Annotated in this window: 13 protein-coding genes; 8 read left to right on the top strand and 5 right to left on the bottom strand. The window is 63.1% G+C overall.

Features of this window, described 5'->3' with window-relative positions:
* The first annotated feature begins 54 nt into the window (after window positions 1–54).
* The 5 genes from AB4Z53_RS07310 (at window position 55) to AB4Z53_RS07290 (ending at window position 6,361) form a co-directional block, all read left to right on the top strand.
* Window positions 55–1,440 (top strand): aldehyde dehydrogenase family protein, encoded by a 1,386-nt coding sequence (locus tag AB4Z53_RS07310; protein ID WP_441595403.1) that lies wholly within the window; start codon window positions 55–57, stop codon window positions 1,438–1,440.
* Window positions 1,437–2,582, top strand: a complete 1,146-nt coding sequence (locus AB4Z53_RS07305; RefSeq protein WP_441595402.1) for an iron-containing alcohol dehydrogenase — start codon at window positions 1,437–1,439, stop codon at window positions 2,580–2,582. Before AB4Z53_RS07310 ends, AB4Z53_RS07305 begins: the two co-directional genes overlap by 4 nt.
* 236 nt (window positions 2,583–2,818) lie before the next feature.
* A complete protein-coding gene (locus AB4Z53_RS07300) occupies window positions 2,819–3,565 on the top strand; it encodes an AAA family ATPase (RefSeq protein ID WP_441595401.1) in 747 nt (248 codons plus the stop codon).
* 188 nt (window positions 3,566–3,753) lie between these two features.
* Entirely contained in the window at window positions 3,754–4,473 is a 720-nt protein-coding gene (locus AB4Z53_RS07295) for an AAA family ATPase (protein WP_441595400.1), read from the top strand.
* 367 nt (window positions 4,474–4,840) lie between these two features.
* Complete coding sequence (locus tag AB4Z53_RS07290) at window positions 4,841–6,361, top strand: methyl-accepting chemotaxis protein (RefSeq protein ID WP_441595399.1); 1,521 nt, start codon at window positions 4,841–4,843, stop codon at window positions 6,359–6,361.
* 328 nt (window positions 6,362–6,689) lie between these two features.
* On the opposite strand, the gene AB4Z53_RS07285 is transcribed toward AB4Z53_RS07290, so the two are convergent.
* Window positions 6,690–8,321, bottom strand: a complete 1,632-nt coding sequence (locus AB4Z53_RS07285) for a winged helix-turn-helix domain-containing tetratricopeptide repeat protein (RefSeq protein ID WP_441595503.1) — start codon at window positions 8,319–8,321, stop codon at window positions 6,690–6,692.
* Window positions 8,322–8,391: 70 nt separating this feature from the next.
* On the opposite strand from AB4Z53_RS07285, the gene AB4Z53_RS07280 reads away from it, so the two are divergent.
* A complete protein-coding gene (locus AB4Z53_RS07280; protein ID WP_113540760.1) occupies window positions 8,392–8,829 on the top strand; it encodes a cupin domain-containing protein in 438 nt (145 codons plus the stop codon).
* Window positions 8,830–9,015: 186 nt separating this feature from the next.
* Here AB4Z53_RS07280 and AB4Z53_RS07275 read toward each other — a convergent pair whose 3' ends face one another.
* From AB4Z53_RS07275 to AB4Z53_RS07265, 3 genes are all read right to left on the bottom strand, one after another.
* Window positions 9,016–9,498, bottom strand: a complete 483-nt coding sequence (locus tag AB4Z53_RS07275; protein ID WP_441595502.1) for a GNAT family N-acetyltransferase — start codon at window positions 9,496–9,498, stop codon at window positions 9,016–9,018.
* Between the two features lie 265 nt (window positions 9,499–9,763).
* Window positions 9,764–10,294 (bottom strand): dihydrofolate reductase family protein, encoded by a 531-nt coding sequence (locus tag AB4Z53_RS07270; RefSeq protein ID WP_441595398.1) that lies wholly within the window; start codon window positions 10,292–10,294, stop codon window positions 9,764–9,766.
* A gap of 377 nt (window positions 10,295–10,671) precedes the next feature.
* Complete coding sequence (locus AB4Z53_RS07265) at window positions 10,672–11,961, bottom strand: NAD(P)/FAD-dependent oxidoreductase (protein ID WP_441595397.1); 1,290 nt, start codon at window positions 11,959–11,961, stop codon at window positions 10,672–10,674.
* 84 nt (window positions 11,962–12,045) lie between these two features.
* Between AB4Z53_RS07265 and AB4Z53_RS07260 the strand changes: the two genes are divergently transcribed.
* Entirely contained in the window at window positions 12,046–12,315 is a 270-nt protein-coding gene (locus tag AB4Z53_RS07260) for a hypothetical protein (protein ID WP_113540756.1), read from the top strand.
* A 42-nt stretch (window positions 12,316–12,357) separates the two neighbouring features.
* On the opposite strand, the gene AB4Z53_RS07255 is transcribed toward AB4Z53_RS07260, so the two are convergent.
* The gene (locus AB4Z53_RS07255) at window positions 12,358–13,806 is read right to left on the bottom strand and encodes a L,D-transpeptidase family protein (protein WP_113540755.1); all 1,449 of its coding nucleotides are present in this window, start codon (window positions 13,804–13,806) and stop codon (window positions 12,358–12,360) included.
* Between the two features lie 164 nt (window positions 13,807–13,970).
* Here AB4Z53_RS07255 and AB4Z53_RS07250 point away from each other — a divergent pair, with 164 nt between their 5' ends.
* Complete coding sequence (locus tag AB4Z53_RS07250) at window positions 13,971–14,816, top strand: DUF4432 family protein (RefSeq protein ID WP_441595396.1); 846 nt, start codon at window positions 13,971–13,973, stop codon at window positions 14,814–14,816.
* Window positions 14,817–14,843: the final 27 nt, after the last annotated feature.

Here is a 14,843-nt window from a genome sequence, read left to right as displayed (position 1 = left end):
CTCCTGGAAAGGCGCGGCCACCGCATCATTCGCAATGAAAGCAGGAAAACGATCATGAGCATGATCAAGTGCATTTCGCCGGTGAACGGCGAGGTCTATGCAGAACGCCCGGCGATGCCGCTGGAGCTGGCAAAACAGGTGGTCTCCCGCGCCCGCCAAGCGCAGAAGGCCTGGGCACGCCGGCCGCTCGACGAGCGCGTCAACCTGGTGCTGGCCGGCGTCGCCCGGTTGAACGAGATGGTCGACGAAGTCGTGCCGGAGCTTGCCTGGCAGATGGGCCGGCCGGTGCGCTACGGCGGCGAGTTCAAGGGCTTCAACGAGCGCTCGAACTATGTCGCCACGATTGCTGCCGATGCACTGAAGCCGCTGGTGATCGAGGAAAGCGACCGCTTCGAGCGCCGCATCGCCCGCGAGCCGCATGGCGTCGTCTTCGTCGTCGCGCCGTGGAACTATCCCTACATGACCGCGATCAACACGGTCGCGCCGGCGCTGATGGCCGGTAACACCGTCATCATCAAGCATGCGAGCCAGACGATCCTCGTCGGCGAGCGCATGGTGCGCGCCTTCGTCGAAGCCGGCGTTCCCGCCGACGTCTTCCAGAACATTTTCCTCGACCACGAGACGACCGCGGCGCTGATCGCGGCCAAGAGCTTCGATTTCGTCAACTTCACCGGTTCGGTCGAAGGCGGCCGGTCGATCGAGCGTGCCGCCGCCGGCACCTTCACCGGCCTCGGCCTCGAGCTCGGCGGCAAGGATCCGGGCTACGTCATGGAAGACGCGGACCTCGATGCCGCCGTCGATACGCTGATGGACGGCGCCACCTACAATTCCGGCCAGTGCTGCTGCGGCATCGAGCGCATCTATGTGCATGAAAAGCTCTATGACGCCTTCGTCGAAAAGTCGGTCGCCTGGGTTTCCAACTACAAGCTCGGCAATCCGCTCGATCCGGAAACGACGCTCGGCCCGATGGCCAACAAGCGCTTTGCCGCGACCGTGCGCGAGCAGATCGCCGATGCCGTCGCCAAGGGCGCCAAGGCGCTGATCGATCCGAAGCTCTTCCCAGCCGATGACGGCGGCGCCTATCTCGCGCCGCAGATCCTCACCAATGTCGACCACTCCATGGCCTTCATGCGCGAAGAGACCTTTGGCCCGGCGGTCGGCATCATGAAGGTGAAGAGCGACAGCCAGGCGATCGAGCTGATGAACGACAGCCAGTACGGCCTCACCGCATCGCTCTGGACCAGGGATGCCGAGCGCGCCGCGCGCATCGGCGCCGACATCGAGACCGGCACGGTGTTCATGAACCGCGCTGACTATCTCGACCCGGCGCTTTGCTGGACCGGCGTCAAGGAAACCGGCCGTGGCGGCTCGCTGTCGGTCATCGGCTTCCAGAACCTCACCCGTCCGAAATCCTACCATCTGAAGAAAGTCACCGCATGACCATCACCGCCAACTGGAGCTATCCCACCGCCATCAAGTTCGGTGCCGGCCGGATCAAGGAGCTTGCCGACCATTGCAAGGCGGTCGGCATGAAGAAGCCGCTGCTGATCACCGATCGGGGCCTCGCGCCGATGGCGATCACGCAGAACGCGCTCGACATCCTCGCCGCCGCCGGTCTCGGCCGGGCGATCTTTGCGGACGTCGATCCGAACCCGAACGACGTCAACCTTGCGGCCGGCGTGAAGGCCTTCAAGGACGGTGGTCACGACGGCGTGGTCGCCTTCGGCGGCGGCTCGGGCCTCGATCTCGGCAAATGCGTTGCCTTCATGGCCGGACAGAGCCGCCCGGTCTGGGACTTCGAGGACATCGGCGACTGGTGGACGCGCGCGAGCGTCGAAGGCATCGCACCGATCATCGCGGTGCCGACCACTGCCGGCACCGGCTCTGAAGTCGGCCGCGCCAGCGTCATCACCAATTCGGCAAGCCACGTGAAGAAGGTGATTTTCCATCCGAAGTTCCTGCCGGCAGTCACCATCTGCGACCCGGAACTGACGGTCGGCATGCCCAAGGTGATCACCGCCGGCACCGGCATGGATGCCTTCGCCCATTGCCTGGAAGCCTATTCCTCGCCCTTCTATCACCCGATGTCGGCCGGCATCGCGCTCGAAGGCATGCGGCTGGTCAAGGAATACCTGCCGCGTGCCTACAAGGACGGCACCGACATCGAGGCCCGTGCCAACATGATGAGTGCCGCCGCCATGGGGGCCGTCGCCTTCCAGAAGGGCCTCGGCGCCATCCACTCGCTGTCGCATCCGGTGGGCGCGATCTACAACACCCACCACGGCATGACCAACGCCGTCGTGATGCCGCCGGTCCTGCGCTTCAACCGCCTGGCGATCGAGGACAGAATAGTGCGCGCTGCCGCCTATCTCGGCATTTCCGGCGGCTTCGACGGCTTCTACGACTATGTGCTGAAGCTGCGCGAGGAACTCGGCGTTCCGGACAAGCTCGCAGCCCTCGGCGTCGGCACCGACCGGATCGACGAAATGTCGGAGATGGCGATCGTCGACCCGACGGCCGGCGGCAACCCGGTCGAACTGACGCTCGATGCCGCGAAGAAGCTCTTCCGCGAGTGCATCTGACAGGGCATGCTGGCGCCTCGCTTTGTGTGAGGCGCCAAATCCCCTTGGTTTAGATGGGTTGAAAATACCACTTGCCATTGCAGCCGATTTGTCACCTAATTGTCACGCAACTGTCACGTTTTAGGTCCGCCAAGCGTTTCCTTTACGCTTCGTTTACCGCGATCTGAAACGCTTCCATTAGAGCGTGCGTATGTATGGCCCGGGATCTGGGGGCCTGCGTTGAGTAGGGTCGACCGATGGCGATTATTTCCCTCGCGAATGCGAAGGGGGGAGCGGGCAAGACGACGGCAGCGCTGCTGCTTGCCTGCGAATTCGCCCGGCGCGGTGACCGGGTCGCGGTTCTCGATTGTGATCAGCTCGCCTGCATGACCGACTGGTTCCGCCACGGCCGCAACGACAGCAATCTCTCCATCATCTCAGGCGTGACGACGACAACGCTCAGCGATCATCTGCGGCGCCTGCGCGGCCGTGTCGAGCATGTGGTCATCGATCTCTCCGGCGCTGCGGACGTGCTGGTGGCGCTCGCGATCGGCCTCTCGGATCTGACGCTGATCCCGGTGCAGGGATGTGTCATGGACGCGCGCGGCGCCACCCATGTGCTCGAACTCATCCGCTACATCGAGAACAATGCGCGCGCCAACATCAACCACGCGGTGCTGCTGACCCGGGTCAACCCGATCGTGACAACGCGCGCCATGCGCAAGGTCAAGCTGATGCTCTGCGAGAGCCGGATCCGGCTGGTCGATACGCCGCTGGTCGAGCGCACGGCGTTCCGTGAACTTTTCGAGCAGGGCGACACACTATATTCGCTCGACGCGAGACGGGTCAGCAATCTGGCGAAGGCCCAGGCAAACGCGGGTGATTTCGCCAACGACGTGCTGACGCTTCTCAATCCGGCGGGGGAGGCGATGCGACACGGCCCGTTCTCGTCGATGTGCTACCGCTCGGAGCGCACGGCCGAGCCGGTCGTGGTGCCGGCCTGACGCCGCAAAACTAGGCTCTTTCCATCGTTATCGCCGCGTGCTGCCGGTCCTCTGGCCCCCGACTGTCAGGTTTCACGTTCCCGCGTTACCAATTCGTTAACCATGTTCTGAAAGGTTTCGTTAAGCAGCGAACCACCGGTTTTGGCCGTCAGGGTTCAGCGCGGAACACGCACAGAATGAGGAATATCATGGCGGTCATCACTTTCGCCAATGCAAAGGGCGGCGCGGGCAAGACGACGGCGGCGCTGATCCTGTCGACGGAGCTGGCGAGGCAGGGACACCGCGTCGTGGTACTCGATGCCGATCCGCAGCGCTGGATCACGAGCTGGGCCGAAGTTTCCGGCCACATCGCCAATCTCACGGTCATCTCGCACATCACGCCCGGCTCGCTCGAATGTCATATCCGCGAGATGAAGGACGAGGCGGATTACATCGTCATCGATCTCGCGGGCGCTAAAGATCAAATTGTCGCACTGGCACTGGCCGTTTCCGACCAGGTGCTGATCCCGGTGCAGGGCTGCGCCATGGATGCAAAGGGGGCCGCACAGATCCTCGAACTCATCCGACAGATCGAAGACCGCTCCAAGCAGCGCATCAACCATTCGGTCGTGCTCACCCGCGTCAATTCGCTCGTGACCACGCGCGCGCTGCAGACGATCAAGGCCATGCTCGCCGAACGCGGCGTCTCGGTGCTCGATACGCCGATCGTCGAGCGCGCCGCCTATCGCGAAATCTTCGACTGCGGCGGCACGCTGCAGACAATGGACCCGGCCCGCGTCAGCAACCTCGACAAGGCGCGCGAAAACGCGTTTGCGCTGGCAAAGGAAGTGCAGGCGCTGCTGCCGGTCAAGACGCGCCGTTCCTGGGCCGCTCGCATGCCGTCCTGGGCTTCGCGCAACGCGGCCTGACCCGCCAAACTCCAGTCGTTTATTGCGTATCAACCGGAATTGACATTCGTCAGTTCCGGTTGAATCCTGTTTTCATCCTCGCGAAATAGCTGTCGCCCGTAAGGCTTCCTTTACCCTGGCGTCCTAACTGTGCCTTTGGACACAGCTTGCCCGTCGCGAACACCGCAGACAGGCAATCGGCCGCCATGACTGCGGCCATGATCTCAGACGCTTTGCGCCGTCGATCCTGTCTCCATGGTCCACGACAGTGCCGCGCGTCCCGTCGGATGCGCAAGGGTCGCTGTATCACTTTGAACTGCCGCATGTTTTGTCTCTAGATCGAACGGATTTAGCAAGCGTGCAGCAGAGCATGCAGGGAAGTTCGCGCATGAAAACGGAACACACCGCTGCCGGCACGCAGGACGTTGCCGGTCGTCTGAATTTCATGGCGCTCGATGATGCCGCCAGAGCCAGCCTCAAGGCGCTGAAGCCGATCCTCGAGAAGGAGCTGAAGCCGGCGCTGGACAAGTTCTACAGCAAGGTGAAGACGACGCCGGAGACGAAGCGGTTCTTCTCGTCCGACAGCCACATCGACCGTGCCAAGGGTGCGCAGGTCGGCCATTGGGCCAATATCGCCGACGCCAATTTCAATGAGGACTACAGCGCCAAGGTTCGCACCATCGGCCAGGTCCACGCGCGCATCGGCCTCGAGCCGCGCTGGTACATCGGCGGCTACGCGCTGGTCGCCGAACATCTGATTACCGAAATCGTCAAGGCGCACTGGCCAAAGCGTGGCCTGTTCTCGCGCCAGGCCACCTCGGCCGAAGAGCTGGGCGCCATGCTGTCGAGCCTCGTCAAGGGCGTCTTCCTCGACATGGACCTGTCGATCTCCGTCTACATGGACGCGTCCGATGTGGCCAAGCAGCGTGCCGTCCAGGAGGAAGTGCTGGCGGCCGAGCGTGCGCTGATCAGCAAGACGTTCGGCGCGGCGCTGAAGAAGATCGCCGACGGCGACCTGACGGCGCGCATCGGCGCTGATCTGCCGGTTGACTATCAGGAGCTTGGCGAAAACTTCAACCACGCGATCGGCGAGCTCTCGCGCGCCATCGGCGGCATCGAGGCCGGTGCCAGCCAGATCCACACCAGCGCCAAGGAAATCGCGGCGGCGGCCGATGATCTTGCCAAGCGTACGGAGCGCCAGGCTGCAAACCTTGAAGAGACGGCAGCCGCCGTCGAGCAGGTGACGCGTACGGTCAAGCAGACCGCCGAAGGCGCCGACCAGGCGAATTCGACCGTGATTGCCGCCCGCGCCAATGCCGAGCAGAGCGGCGAGATCGTCAGCCACGCGATCGAGGTGATGCAGGAGATCCAGACGTCTTCGGCCAGCATCGCGCGAATCGTCGACGTGATCGACGAGATCGCCTTCCAGACCAACCTGCTGGCGCTGAACGCCGGCATCGAAGCGGCGCGCGCCGGCGAGGCGGGCAGGGGTTTTGCGGTTGTCGCCTCCGAAGTTCGCGCGCTCGCCCAGCGTTGCGCGGAAGCGGCCAAGGACATCCAGGGCCTGATCGCCAAGTCGCGCGGCCAGGTGGACGACGGCGTGAACTCCGTTAACCAGGTGGCCCAGTCGCTGCAGCAGATCGTGGCGCAGGTGGTGGAAGTCAGCTCCGTCTTCGGCGCGATCCGCGCCAGCACCGCTGAACAGGCAACCGGTCTGCAGGAGGTCAACATCGCCATCACCCAGATGGACCAGATCACCCAGCAGAATGCCGCCATGGTCGAAGAGGCCAATGCCGCCAGCCAGGCGCTGACGGGCGAGGCCGAGCACATCGCCACGCGCCTTCGCGCCTTCCGGACGTCCGGTCAGGTGCAGGTCAGTGCCGCGTCAGGCTATCGCGCGGCCGCGTGATCGCGCGCTACGGTTTTAGAGATGGCGCCTTGGGTCAGGGATCCGGGGCGCCTTGCTTTTGGGCTGACAGGCTGCGGAATGGGGGGGCTTCTTTGCGCTGGGTTCCGGTCCAATCCTGGCTCCAGACTCAAATTGGTAGGATGTCACGTTCTCCGCGTCGACAAGGTGAGCCCCGGCACAGGCGCCACTGGAGGAGCCGGGCGCTCTTCAGCACCAGGACTTTCGTGCGGCAACCGGAGAAAGTCGAGACAGGCCCGAGGAAGCTCGCCGAACGAGCCGGAAACCTCGCCTGCCTGCAATCGCGCGTACAGCATTCGTTACGTGCCTATCAGGCTGTCTGCTCACCTGTCGGAAGCTGGCTATCCGGGATTTGCTCCAATAATCCTGCCAATCGTTGCTGCCAATGCGGATTGCGCTGTCTTAGCGGCTCTAAAGCATCGCCCGGAGGGTTCTCCATTTCGCCCATCAACGCGCGCGATGATCGAGCCTCTGCAAGACGCCCGGCAGTCGCATAGCAGCAGGCCAGCGTTTCCTGGACCGGCCGCCATGCGGGCCGCACCTTTTGGGCTTTCACGGCAGCGGCAAGCGCGTTGGCTCCGTCGCCTGCAAACAGGTGGGCCAGCGCCAGCAAGTTCAGCCAAACGAAGTTCTGGGGATCGCTGGGATTCAACGTGAGGCCGCGTTCCAGTGGCGCTATGGCACTAGACGCGCTCCCTCTGAAGAGCTCAGCCATTCCCAACACAAGGTGGCCGAGAGCGAAACTCGGGCTGATCTCGATCGCCCTTTCGGCCGCAAGGACCGCCTGTTCGGGGGCATTCGAGTAGGCGCTGCAGATCGCCAACGCGTAATGTGTGTATGGGTTCTTTTCGTCGAGCCGAACGGCCGCCAAGGCAGCATCCAACCCCTCCCTGATATCTTCGGAAGGATGCTCGCTCCATCCATAGGCGACGATGCCTGCACTCACGCGACCAAGCCAGAGATGGGCTTCCGCAAGTTCGGGGTCGAGCCGACACGCCTCCCTGAATAGCTCTCGCGCCACCAGGTGGGTCTGCTGGCCAACGTGGTGGAAATACCAGGTTCCCTGCCGCACTGTCTCCCACGCCGTCATGTTTCCCGTGTGCCGCGCCGCCGCGGGGAGTGACGCCGTCTTCAGCAGTTCCGGCTCAATCGCACCGGCGACCCTCTCCGCGATGGCGTCCTGAACTGCGAATGCATCTTCCAGTTCCACGTCATACCGTTCGGCCCAGACCTGGCTGGCCGAGGTGGTTTCGACCAGTTGAGTGGAGACCCGAAGGCGACCGCCGGAGCGGCGCACGCTTCCTTCGAGCACATAACCGACACCCAGTTCGTGGCCCACCTGCTTGGCGCTTACGGACTTGTTCCTGTAGACGAAACTCGAATTGCGCCCGATGACCCGAAACCACCGAAATCTCGTGAGCGCTGTGATGACATCCTCGGTGATGCCATCCACCAGATACGCCTGTTGCCTGTCATTGCTCAAATTGGCAAACGGAAGAACCACGATCGATGGTCTGCCGAGGTTCGCAAGCGAACCGGGCAACGCCGAGGGCATATCAGCGGCAGCAGGATGCAGGCTATTCACCCGGCCGGCAAAACGATACCCCGCGCGCGGCACGGTGGCGATCCATGCGCTTCCCTCCGGCTGGGGACCCAGCCTTTTTCGTAAGGCAGCGATCTGAACCGAGAGATTGCTCTCCTCAACGATAGCGGCGGGCCAGGCAGCCTCCATCAGCGCGGACTTGCTCACAACCTGCGTCGACGCGCGCACGAGCGCGTTCAACAGCAACAGGCCCTTATGGCCAATTGCCACGCGCCGCCCTTCACAAGTCAGTGCGCCGCGTTGCATGTCGAGGATGAACGCCCCGAACGCGAACTGTTGCGGCTCGACGCTCCCGGCTACGGCTTCTTTAAAAGAATTCGGGACTTTTCGCCCTCCCATTAAGGACTCCAGTCGGTGTTCTTGCGATCCTTTTGCGTAGGTCGACCAGACTACCATGGAGGAGACCAAAATGACGATTTCAAAAGAACGAACCGATGCGGGCTTCTCGCGGGGCAAAGCCCTGGTCTCCAAAGGGGACGCAGGATACCGAGCTGAACAGGGATCCGATTATCTGCCCGGCATCAGTGCGGAGTCCGTTGGTTCAACCGCACTGTGGCTCGGTATCGCTACGATCCCGCCTGGCAAGCGCACCAAGGCGCATGTGCATGAGCGCCATGAGAGCGCCTTCTACATGTTGAGCGGTGAAGAGTTGGAGCTGTGGAGTGGCGATGAACTCCAGCACCGGGATGTCATGCACCGCGGAGACTATCTTTACATTCCTGCGAACGTATTGCACGTGGCCGTCAATCGGGGAGCTGAACCGGCCGTATTCATCGGGGCGCGCAACGAGCCGACCGCCCAGGAAAGCGTTGTTCTTTATCCTGAAATGGATTCCCGCGTGCCGTGACAGGTGGAAGACTGCTTTGTGCTACCGCGCGGCCGCGTGATCACGCGCTACGGTCTTAAAGATGGCGCCTCGGGTCAGGGATGATCCGGCGCGTCTTGGTTGGGGTGGCAGATCTGCGGAATGCGGCGGCTGCGGAAGGGGCAAGGGCTTCGCTGCGAAGTCTGCGGATCGACCACAAGTGTCCGCCTAAAGCTTGCGAAACATAACGAAGGCGTCGACATAGCCGAGCGAAGGGTGAAGGAATGCTTCCGGAAGCCGACCGACGATCTCAAATCCGAGCGACTGCCACAGCCGCACCGCACGTTCGTTGCTGCTGACGACGAAGTTGAATTGCATGGCCCAGAAGCCCTTTGCGCGCGCATGCGCGAGAGAGTGCTCATGCATCTGGCGGGCCACGCCTCGGCCGCTTGCCTTTGCGTCTGTCATGTAGCCGCAGTTGCAAACATGTTGCCCGCCGCCCGCCCGGTTGGACCGGATATAGTATGTACCTAAAATGGTGCCATTCTCTTCCGCAACGAACGTTTCCCGGTTGGGAGCAATCCAGTAAGCCAGCGCATCGTTTTCGCTAAGGTCGCGGTCGAGCGTATAGGTCTCGCCCGCGCGGATGGTCGGACGGATTATTTCCCAGATGGCGCTTCGATCGTCATTGCTTGCCGCACCGATTATCATTGCTCTGCCTACTGTCGGCATGGACGCACGCAACGCGCTTATCGCAGGCGTGGGAAGCGGCAATCGCCTTCCTCGCGCTGCCGCAGGCGGTGGCTTTCCCCGGCGCAACGCACCTCTCCGGAAAGCGGAGTGCGCCGGGCTGGCTGGCCGCAACCAGATGAGCCTGGCTACACATCCATGCTGTCCTTGCGCCGACGTCCCGCCCCGGACGAGAGCGGTCATGTCGCGTTCGCGCCGAGCCAATCGCGATCGGCAAGTCGTCAGTTTATGCAGGAACGTAGGTCAGCCGTACCACGTCCTCACCAATCCGATCATGAGCGACGAGGCGCAGTCGTGGACGGGGGCCGGCGAAATAGGGGGTGCCTTGACCCAGTACGACCGGGTGCAGGTAGATCCGATACTCGTCGATCAAGCCGAGCTCGGTGAGGCTGTGCGCCAAGACCGGGCCGGCGACTTCGATCTCGCCCACGTGCTCGGCTTTCAACGCCCTGATCGCGCCTTCGAGATCTCTTCCAACGAGGCTGGCATTGGGGCCGACAGACTTTAGCGAGCGCGATACGACCCACTTCGGCTGCTTTCGCCAAGCCGCAGCAAAGGCCCGTCTGTCCGCATCCCACTCAGGATGCTCGTCATCCCAGTAGCGCATGATCTCGTAGAGACGGCGACCGTATAGGCTGCCCGTCTGCTGTTCGGCCTCCTTGATGAAGTGGCGGAAGAGTGTGGGACTTGGCGCAAACTCCATATGGTCGACGTAGCCGTCCAGCGACTGGTTCATTCCGAACACGAGCTTAGCCATGGCCACGTTCTCCTCTTGGCACATTCGCGCGGACCTGATTGCGATATGCAATCGGTGCAGGTTAGATCGACTGATGGTATTTCGCAATCGGTTTCTGGGGGGGCGCATGCGCGCCGCGCGCCGCGTGGCCAGAACGATCTCATTTTCAAGGTGCTTGGAATCGCTGAAACGCGATCGCGATCGGGAGTGAATGTACCGATGGTGGGTTGTTGGTGCAGCCAGAGGAGGGACAGCCGAACACATTGGCCGACCGGCGACGGTCTGCGAAGGCCGGCTGTCGGGACCGACCCGGGGTCGCCGGGCTTTCCTGGAAGGTAACAGAAAAGAAGCCGAGATGACGGACCGGCGCGGCCGGTCCGCTGCATTCTCTGGGGCGCTCAGAAGCGCCGATCGATGAAATGCTTGGCCTGGGCGCCGGCGTGGTAGAAGGCCGACTTCACCGTGCGCCAGGTGTCCGGCGTGACCGGCGTTTCCGCAAGCGGGATCGCCGAGGTTTCACCGGTGACGTGGTGGGCGAGTGCCCGGCCGAAGACCGTGCCCGGCGCGATGCCGCGGCCGTTGTAGCCGCTGACGGAGACCACGTTCGGCGCCAGCGTGTGCATCGCCGGCAGGTTGTTGGTGGTCATGCCGATGCGGCCGTCCCACCAGTATTCGAAGCGGAAATCGCCGATATAGGGGAAGAGCTTACGCACGGAGCGGGTGGCGAAGGCGCGGTGCGTGCCTTCGGCCATCGCGTCGAGCCGGCCGATCGAACCGAAGATCAGCCGGTTCTGCTGGTCCATGCGGAACGACGTCATGACGAGGCCGGTGTCCCAGGTGCCCTGGCGTTCCGGCAGGATGCGGCTTGCGACCACATCGGGAAGCGGATTGGTGGCGAACTGGAAATAGGGCAGGATCGTCAGCTCTTGCGTATGCGCCTGCCACGGGCTCTCGGCAAAGAGGCCGCCATAGGCGTTGGTGGCGAGGATCACGTGCTTGGCGCGCACGACGCCCTTGCCCGCCTTCAGCACCCAGGTGTCGCCCTGGCGCTCGGCGCCGGTGAGCGGCGTGTCGGTATAGATCTCGGCGCCGGCGGCAAGAGCCGCGCGGGCAAGCCCGCGAGCATAGGCGAGCGGCTGGATGGTGCCGGCGCGACGATCGAGCAGGGCGCCCGAGAAGCCTTCGGCGCCGGAGAGCGCGCGCGCCCGCTCGGCGGAAAGCGCCTCGACCGGAGCGCCGCGCTTCTGCCACTGCGCCTCGCGGTCCTTGATCTCCGTCACGCCCTCGCTGCCGACGGCCATGTGCAGCGTGCCGTTGCGGACGGCCTCGCAGGCGATGCCGTGCTTCTCGACCAGGGCGTAGACCATGGACGGTCCGTCGCCGAGTTCGGTGAGCAGTCGGTTGCCGGCGGCCGGACCGAGCGTGGAGATGAGATCATCTGGCTTCACCCACATGCCGGCATTGACCAGACCGACATTGCGGCCGGAGCCGCCGAAGCCGATCATCCTGGCTTCGATGACCGTTGCCTTGATCCCTTTTTCGGCGAGGTGAAGAGCCGCCGAGAGGCCGGTGAAGCCGCCGCCGATGATGGCGACATCGGTCGTCAGGTCACGGCCGAGAGGCTTGGTTTCCGGCGCGGCCGGTGCCGTCGCATGCCAGAGGTTGGGCAGGGTACGCTCCGTCGCCATCGCGGCAATCCTTCAAGTGCGGCCGGATGTCGGCCTTGTAGATCGAGGTTCTCTCGGTGATAGCCGATTGCGGGGAAAATTCTCATGACAATGTATCATGAAGTCATGATGCAAGCCGGTGCGATAGCCACCGAGGGGATGGGCGGTGCGAAACCGGAAAAAAACCGCAGCTGGGTCGTCGGCAGCTGCGGTCTTGGAAAATGTATTCGTCTGAAAAGTCTTTGCCGAAACGTCGTCCCGCTTCGGCGATACAGCTTTAAAAATGCACCTGTCGTGGATGGTCGATCAGGCTTCCCCATCTTCTACGCCGTTCAGCCGAAGTCACTCACCCAATTGGGGGAGGCGAGCAAATAATGCTTTCGGAAGAGCTGGTCAGCCCTGCCGAAAAGCGATGCGTCAATCGACGAATTCTACGGTGACGCCGGGGCTGACCATCTTGGCGAGCTCGGTCGCATCCCAATTGGTCAAGCGCACGCAGCCATGGCTCTGGGTCTTGCCGATTTTGGAGGGTTCCGGCGTTCCGTGAATGCCGTAGGTGGGCTTGGAGAGCGCGATCCACACTGTGCCGACCGGGCCGTTCGGACCCGGCTGCAGGGTGAGAATCTTGTCGTTGCTGCCCTGCTGGAAATTGATCTTCGGATTATAGGTATAACCCGGATTGAGGGCGATGCGCTCGACATTGACGGTGCCCGAGGGAGACGGCGTGTCGGAGGAGCCGATCGTTGCCGGATAGGCGGCGATCAGCTTGCCGGTGTCGTCATAGGCCAGCACCTGCTTGCGCGCCTTGTCGGCGAGGATGCGGGCGACCTTGCCGGTCTTGTTCGCGCCCGGGTTGATCACCTTGATGATGGTGCCGGGAATGGTGAAATCGACGCCCGGATTCAGCTCGCGCAGATAGCCTTCGTCCATATGGAACTTCTCGCCGAGCATTTCGGTCGTCGAGGTGAAGGACATGTGCGGCAGCATGGCCTTGTGCGCGTAATCCTCGGGGATCGATGCGACATAGGGGCCGGCAGCGTCCGCAGCCGTGATCGTGTAGCTGGTGATCGGCATGCCGCCGTTCATGCGCAGCCGCTCCAGAATGTCATCGGTGTTATTGGGATCGAGCGTTTCGCCGGTCGCCTGCTGCCAGGCCTCGATTGACTTGGTGACGTTCGAGCCCATCTTGCCGTCGATCACGCCGGGCGAGAAGCCTTCGCGGTCGAGGAAGACCTGCAGCGCGGTGATCTCGGCGCGCGACTTGCTCTTGACCGTCATTGCCGGCGGCATCGACGGGCGCATCGGCTGGGTGTCGTTCGGATCGATCGAGGCTTCTTCCGTGCCGTCGATCAGGCCCGGAAGGCTGTTCGGCAACTCGTTGCCGTCTGTCGATGGCGGCACGACGTCGCGGTAGTCGGGGATGGAGCCGGTGACTTCGCCTGGCTCGGAATAGCCGTAGCCGCGCTCGGTGTCGCGATTGCGCCGGTTCGAATAGATGTCGACGTCGCCCTGGCGGCGATAGCCGCCATAGCCACCCTGGGAGCTGCCGTAGCTATCCCGGCGGGCGCGATTGGGCACCACGGTCGCCACCACATTGCCCCAGCTATCGATCAGCAGCGTGCGTCCGCGGCTGTCGCGCATGGTCTGCACCTCGTCGGCGCGCGGTACATAGTCGAGGATTTCGCCATCGGGCGTGACCAGCATGACGTCGTCGCCATAGCGATTCCTGCCGCGATAATCCTGCGCGAAAGCGCTCGCCAAATCCACGGCGAGAAAGCCGGCTGCGGCGAGAAGCGAGAGGCCGATGCGGGTCGCTGACGTCACGTGAGAACCTGTTTTCATTGTAGTGAATGTGGCGCGGTACATTTGGATTTCGACGTTAATGTGAAAAAAATGAATTCATCATGAACAAGCAGTTAAATTCTATCTAAGCGGGGCAATCCCGGGCTTCAACCGGTGAAATGCATCTCTCCTCAGCTATCATCTCTTTGTGATTGCAGTGATTCTGCGGCCGATTTGAGGAAGAGCAAATGCTGAGGACGCTGGATGAGCCTGCTGACAGGCAGGAGAATCATGTGTTGTACGATCGCCTCTCGGCGCTCGACATCGCCGCTTTCGTCGTCGATGGCGTCGACCTGTCGCCGGGTGCGGCGATCCCCTCCGATGGCGATGCCAGGATCGACCGGGCGCTGGCCGGTTTCCTCTTTACCTGCGGGCCGGAACATATCCGCCACCCGGAGCCGATCGAGGGCGGGGCGGAAGGCGCGCGCTACCCGCTGCACGGGTCGCTTGCCGGGACTGCCGTCGGCCGCACTGAGATGGCACCCGACGGAGCCGAATGTACGGCGACGATCGAGGTGGTGCTTGCGGGCGGCGGGCAGGCGCGGGTCGAGCGGCGCTGGCAGATCGATGCCGTACGGAACGAAGTCGTGCTCGAGGATCGCGTCGTCAACGCAGGCGCCTCCGCCTTTCCGCCGATGATGATGTATCACCTCAACATTGGCGGCCGGTTGCTCGGGAACGAAGCCCGTATCGTCAGCGCTTCGCTCGAGGGCGGCGAACGTGGCTGGCGCTTTGGCGATGGCGAGAGCGCGCATTTCTGCCTGCCGGCGGCCGCCGGTGCCGATGGCTGGTCGGACGTCAGCCTTGCAGGACTTGCCGGTCTCGGCCACCGAAATCTCACCGTACGGTTTCGGACCGACACGCTGCCGTTCCTGCAGATGTGGCGCTGCCAGCGTGGTGCGGCGGATGTGATCAGCATCGAGCCGGTGTCGCACCGTATCGCCAAGCGGCCGGATCTGGCGGCGGCCGGAGAATTGATACCGCTTCTGCCGGGCGAGGCGCGCAGCTACGCGATCGCGTTTGCCGTTGCCTGAGCCACGGCTTTTGAATTGACGCGGAGA

Origin of the sequence: Ensifer sp. 2TAB8 (assembly GCF_052115125.1) — a bacterium.
Taxonomy (GTDB): domain Bacteria; phylum Pseudomonadota; class Alphaproteobacteria; order Rhizobiales; family Rhizobiaceae; genus Ensifer.
Note: the sequence above shows the minus strand (reverse complement) of the source record. Positions and strands in the feature narration are given on the sequence as shown.

Excerpts from the sequence above, each read along its gene's own strand:
- AB4Z53_RS07280 (WP_113540760.1), top strand. The coding sequence starts at position 8,392 with ATGACGATTTCAAAAGAACGAACCGATGCGGGCTTCTCGCGGGGCAAA.
- AB4Z53_RS07250 (WP_441595396.1), top strand. The coding sequence starts at position 13,971 with ATGCTGAGGACGCTGGATGAGCCTGCTGACAGGCAGGAGAATCATGTG.
- AB4Z53_RS07255 (WP_113540755.1), bottom strand. The coding sequence starts at position 13,806 with ATGTACCGCGCCACATTCACTACAATGAAAACAGGTTCTCACGTGACG.
- AB4Z53_RS07270 (WP_441595398.1), bottom strand. The coding sequence starts at position 10,294 with ATGGCTAAGCTCGTGTTCGGAATGAACCAGTCGCTGGACGGCTACGTC.
- AB4Z53_RS07310 (WP_441595403.1), top strand. The coding sequence starts at position 55 with ATGAGCATGATCAAGTGCATTTCGCCGGTGAACGGCGAGGTCTATGCA.
- AB4Z53_RS07305 (WP_441595402.1), top strand. The coding sequence starts at position 1,437 with ATGACCATCACCGCCAACTGGAGCTATCCCACCGCCATCAAGTTCGGT.
- AB4Z53_RS07290 (WP_441595399.1), top strand. The coding sequence starts at position 4,841 with ATGAAAACGGAACACACCGCTGCCGGCACGCAGGACGTTGCCGGTCGT.
- AB4Z53_RS07275 (WP_441595502.1), bottom strand. The coding sequence starts at position 9,498 with ATGATAATCGGTGCGGCAAGCAATGACGATCGAAGCGCCATCTGGGAA.
- AB4Z53_RS07300 (WP_441595401.1), top strand. The coding sequence starts at position 2,819 with ATGGCGATTATTTCCCTCGCGAATGCGAAGGGGGGAGCGGGCAAGACG.
- AB4Z53_RS07285 (WP_441595503.1), bottom strand. The coding sequence starts at position 8,321 with ATGGGAGGGCGAAAAGTCCCGAATTCTTTTAAAGAAGCCGTAGCCGGG.
- AB4Z53_RS07260 (WP_113540756.1), top strand. The coding sequence starts at position 12,046 with ATGACAATGTATCATGAAGTCATGATGCAAGCCGGTGCGATAGCCACC.
- AB4Z53_RS07265 (WP_441595397.1), bottom strand. The coding sequence starts at position 11,961 with ATGGCGACGGAGCGTACCCTGCCCAACCTCTGGCATGCGACGGCACCG.
- AB4Z53_RS07295 (WP_441595400.1), top strand. The coding sequence starts at position 3,754 with ATGGCGGTCATCACTTTCGCCAATGCAAAGGGCGGCGCGGGCAAGACG.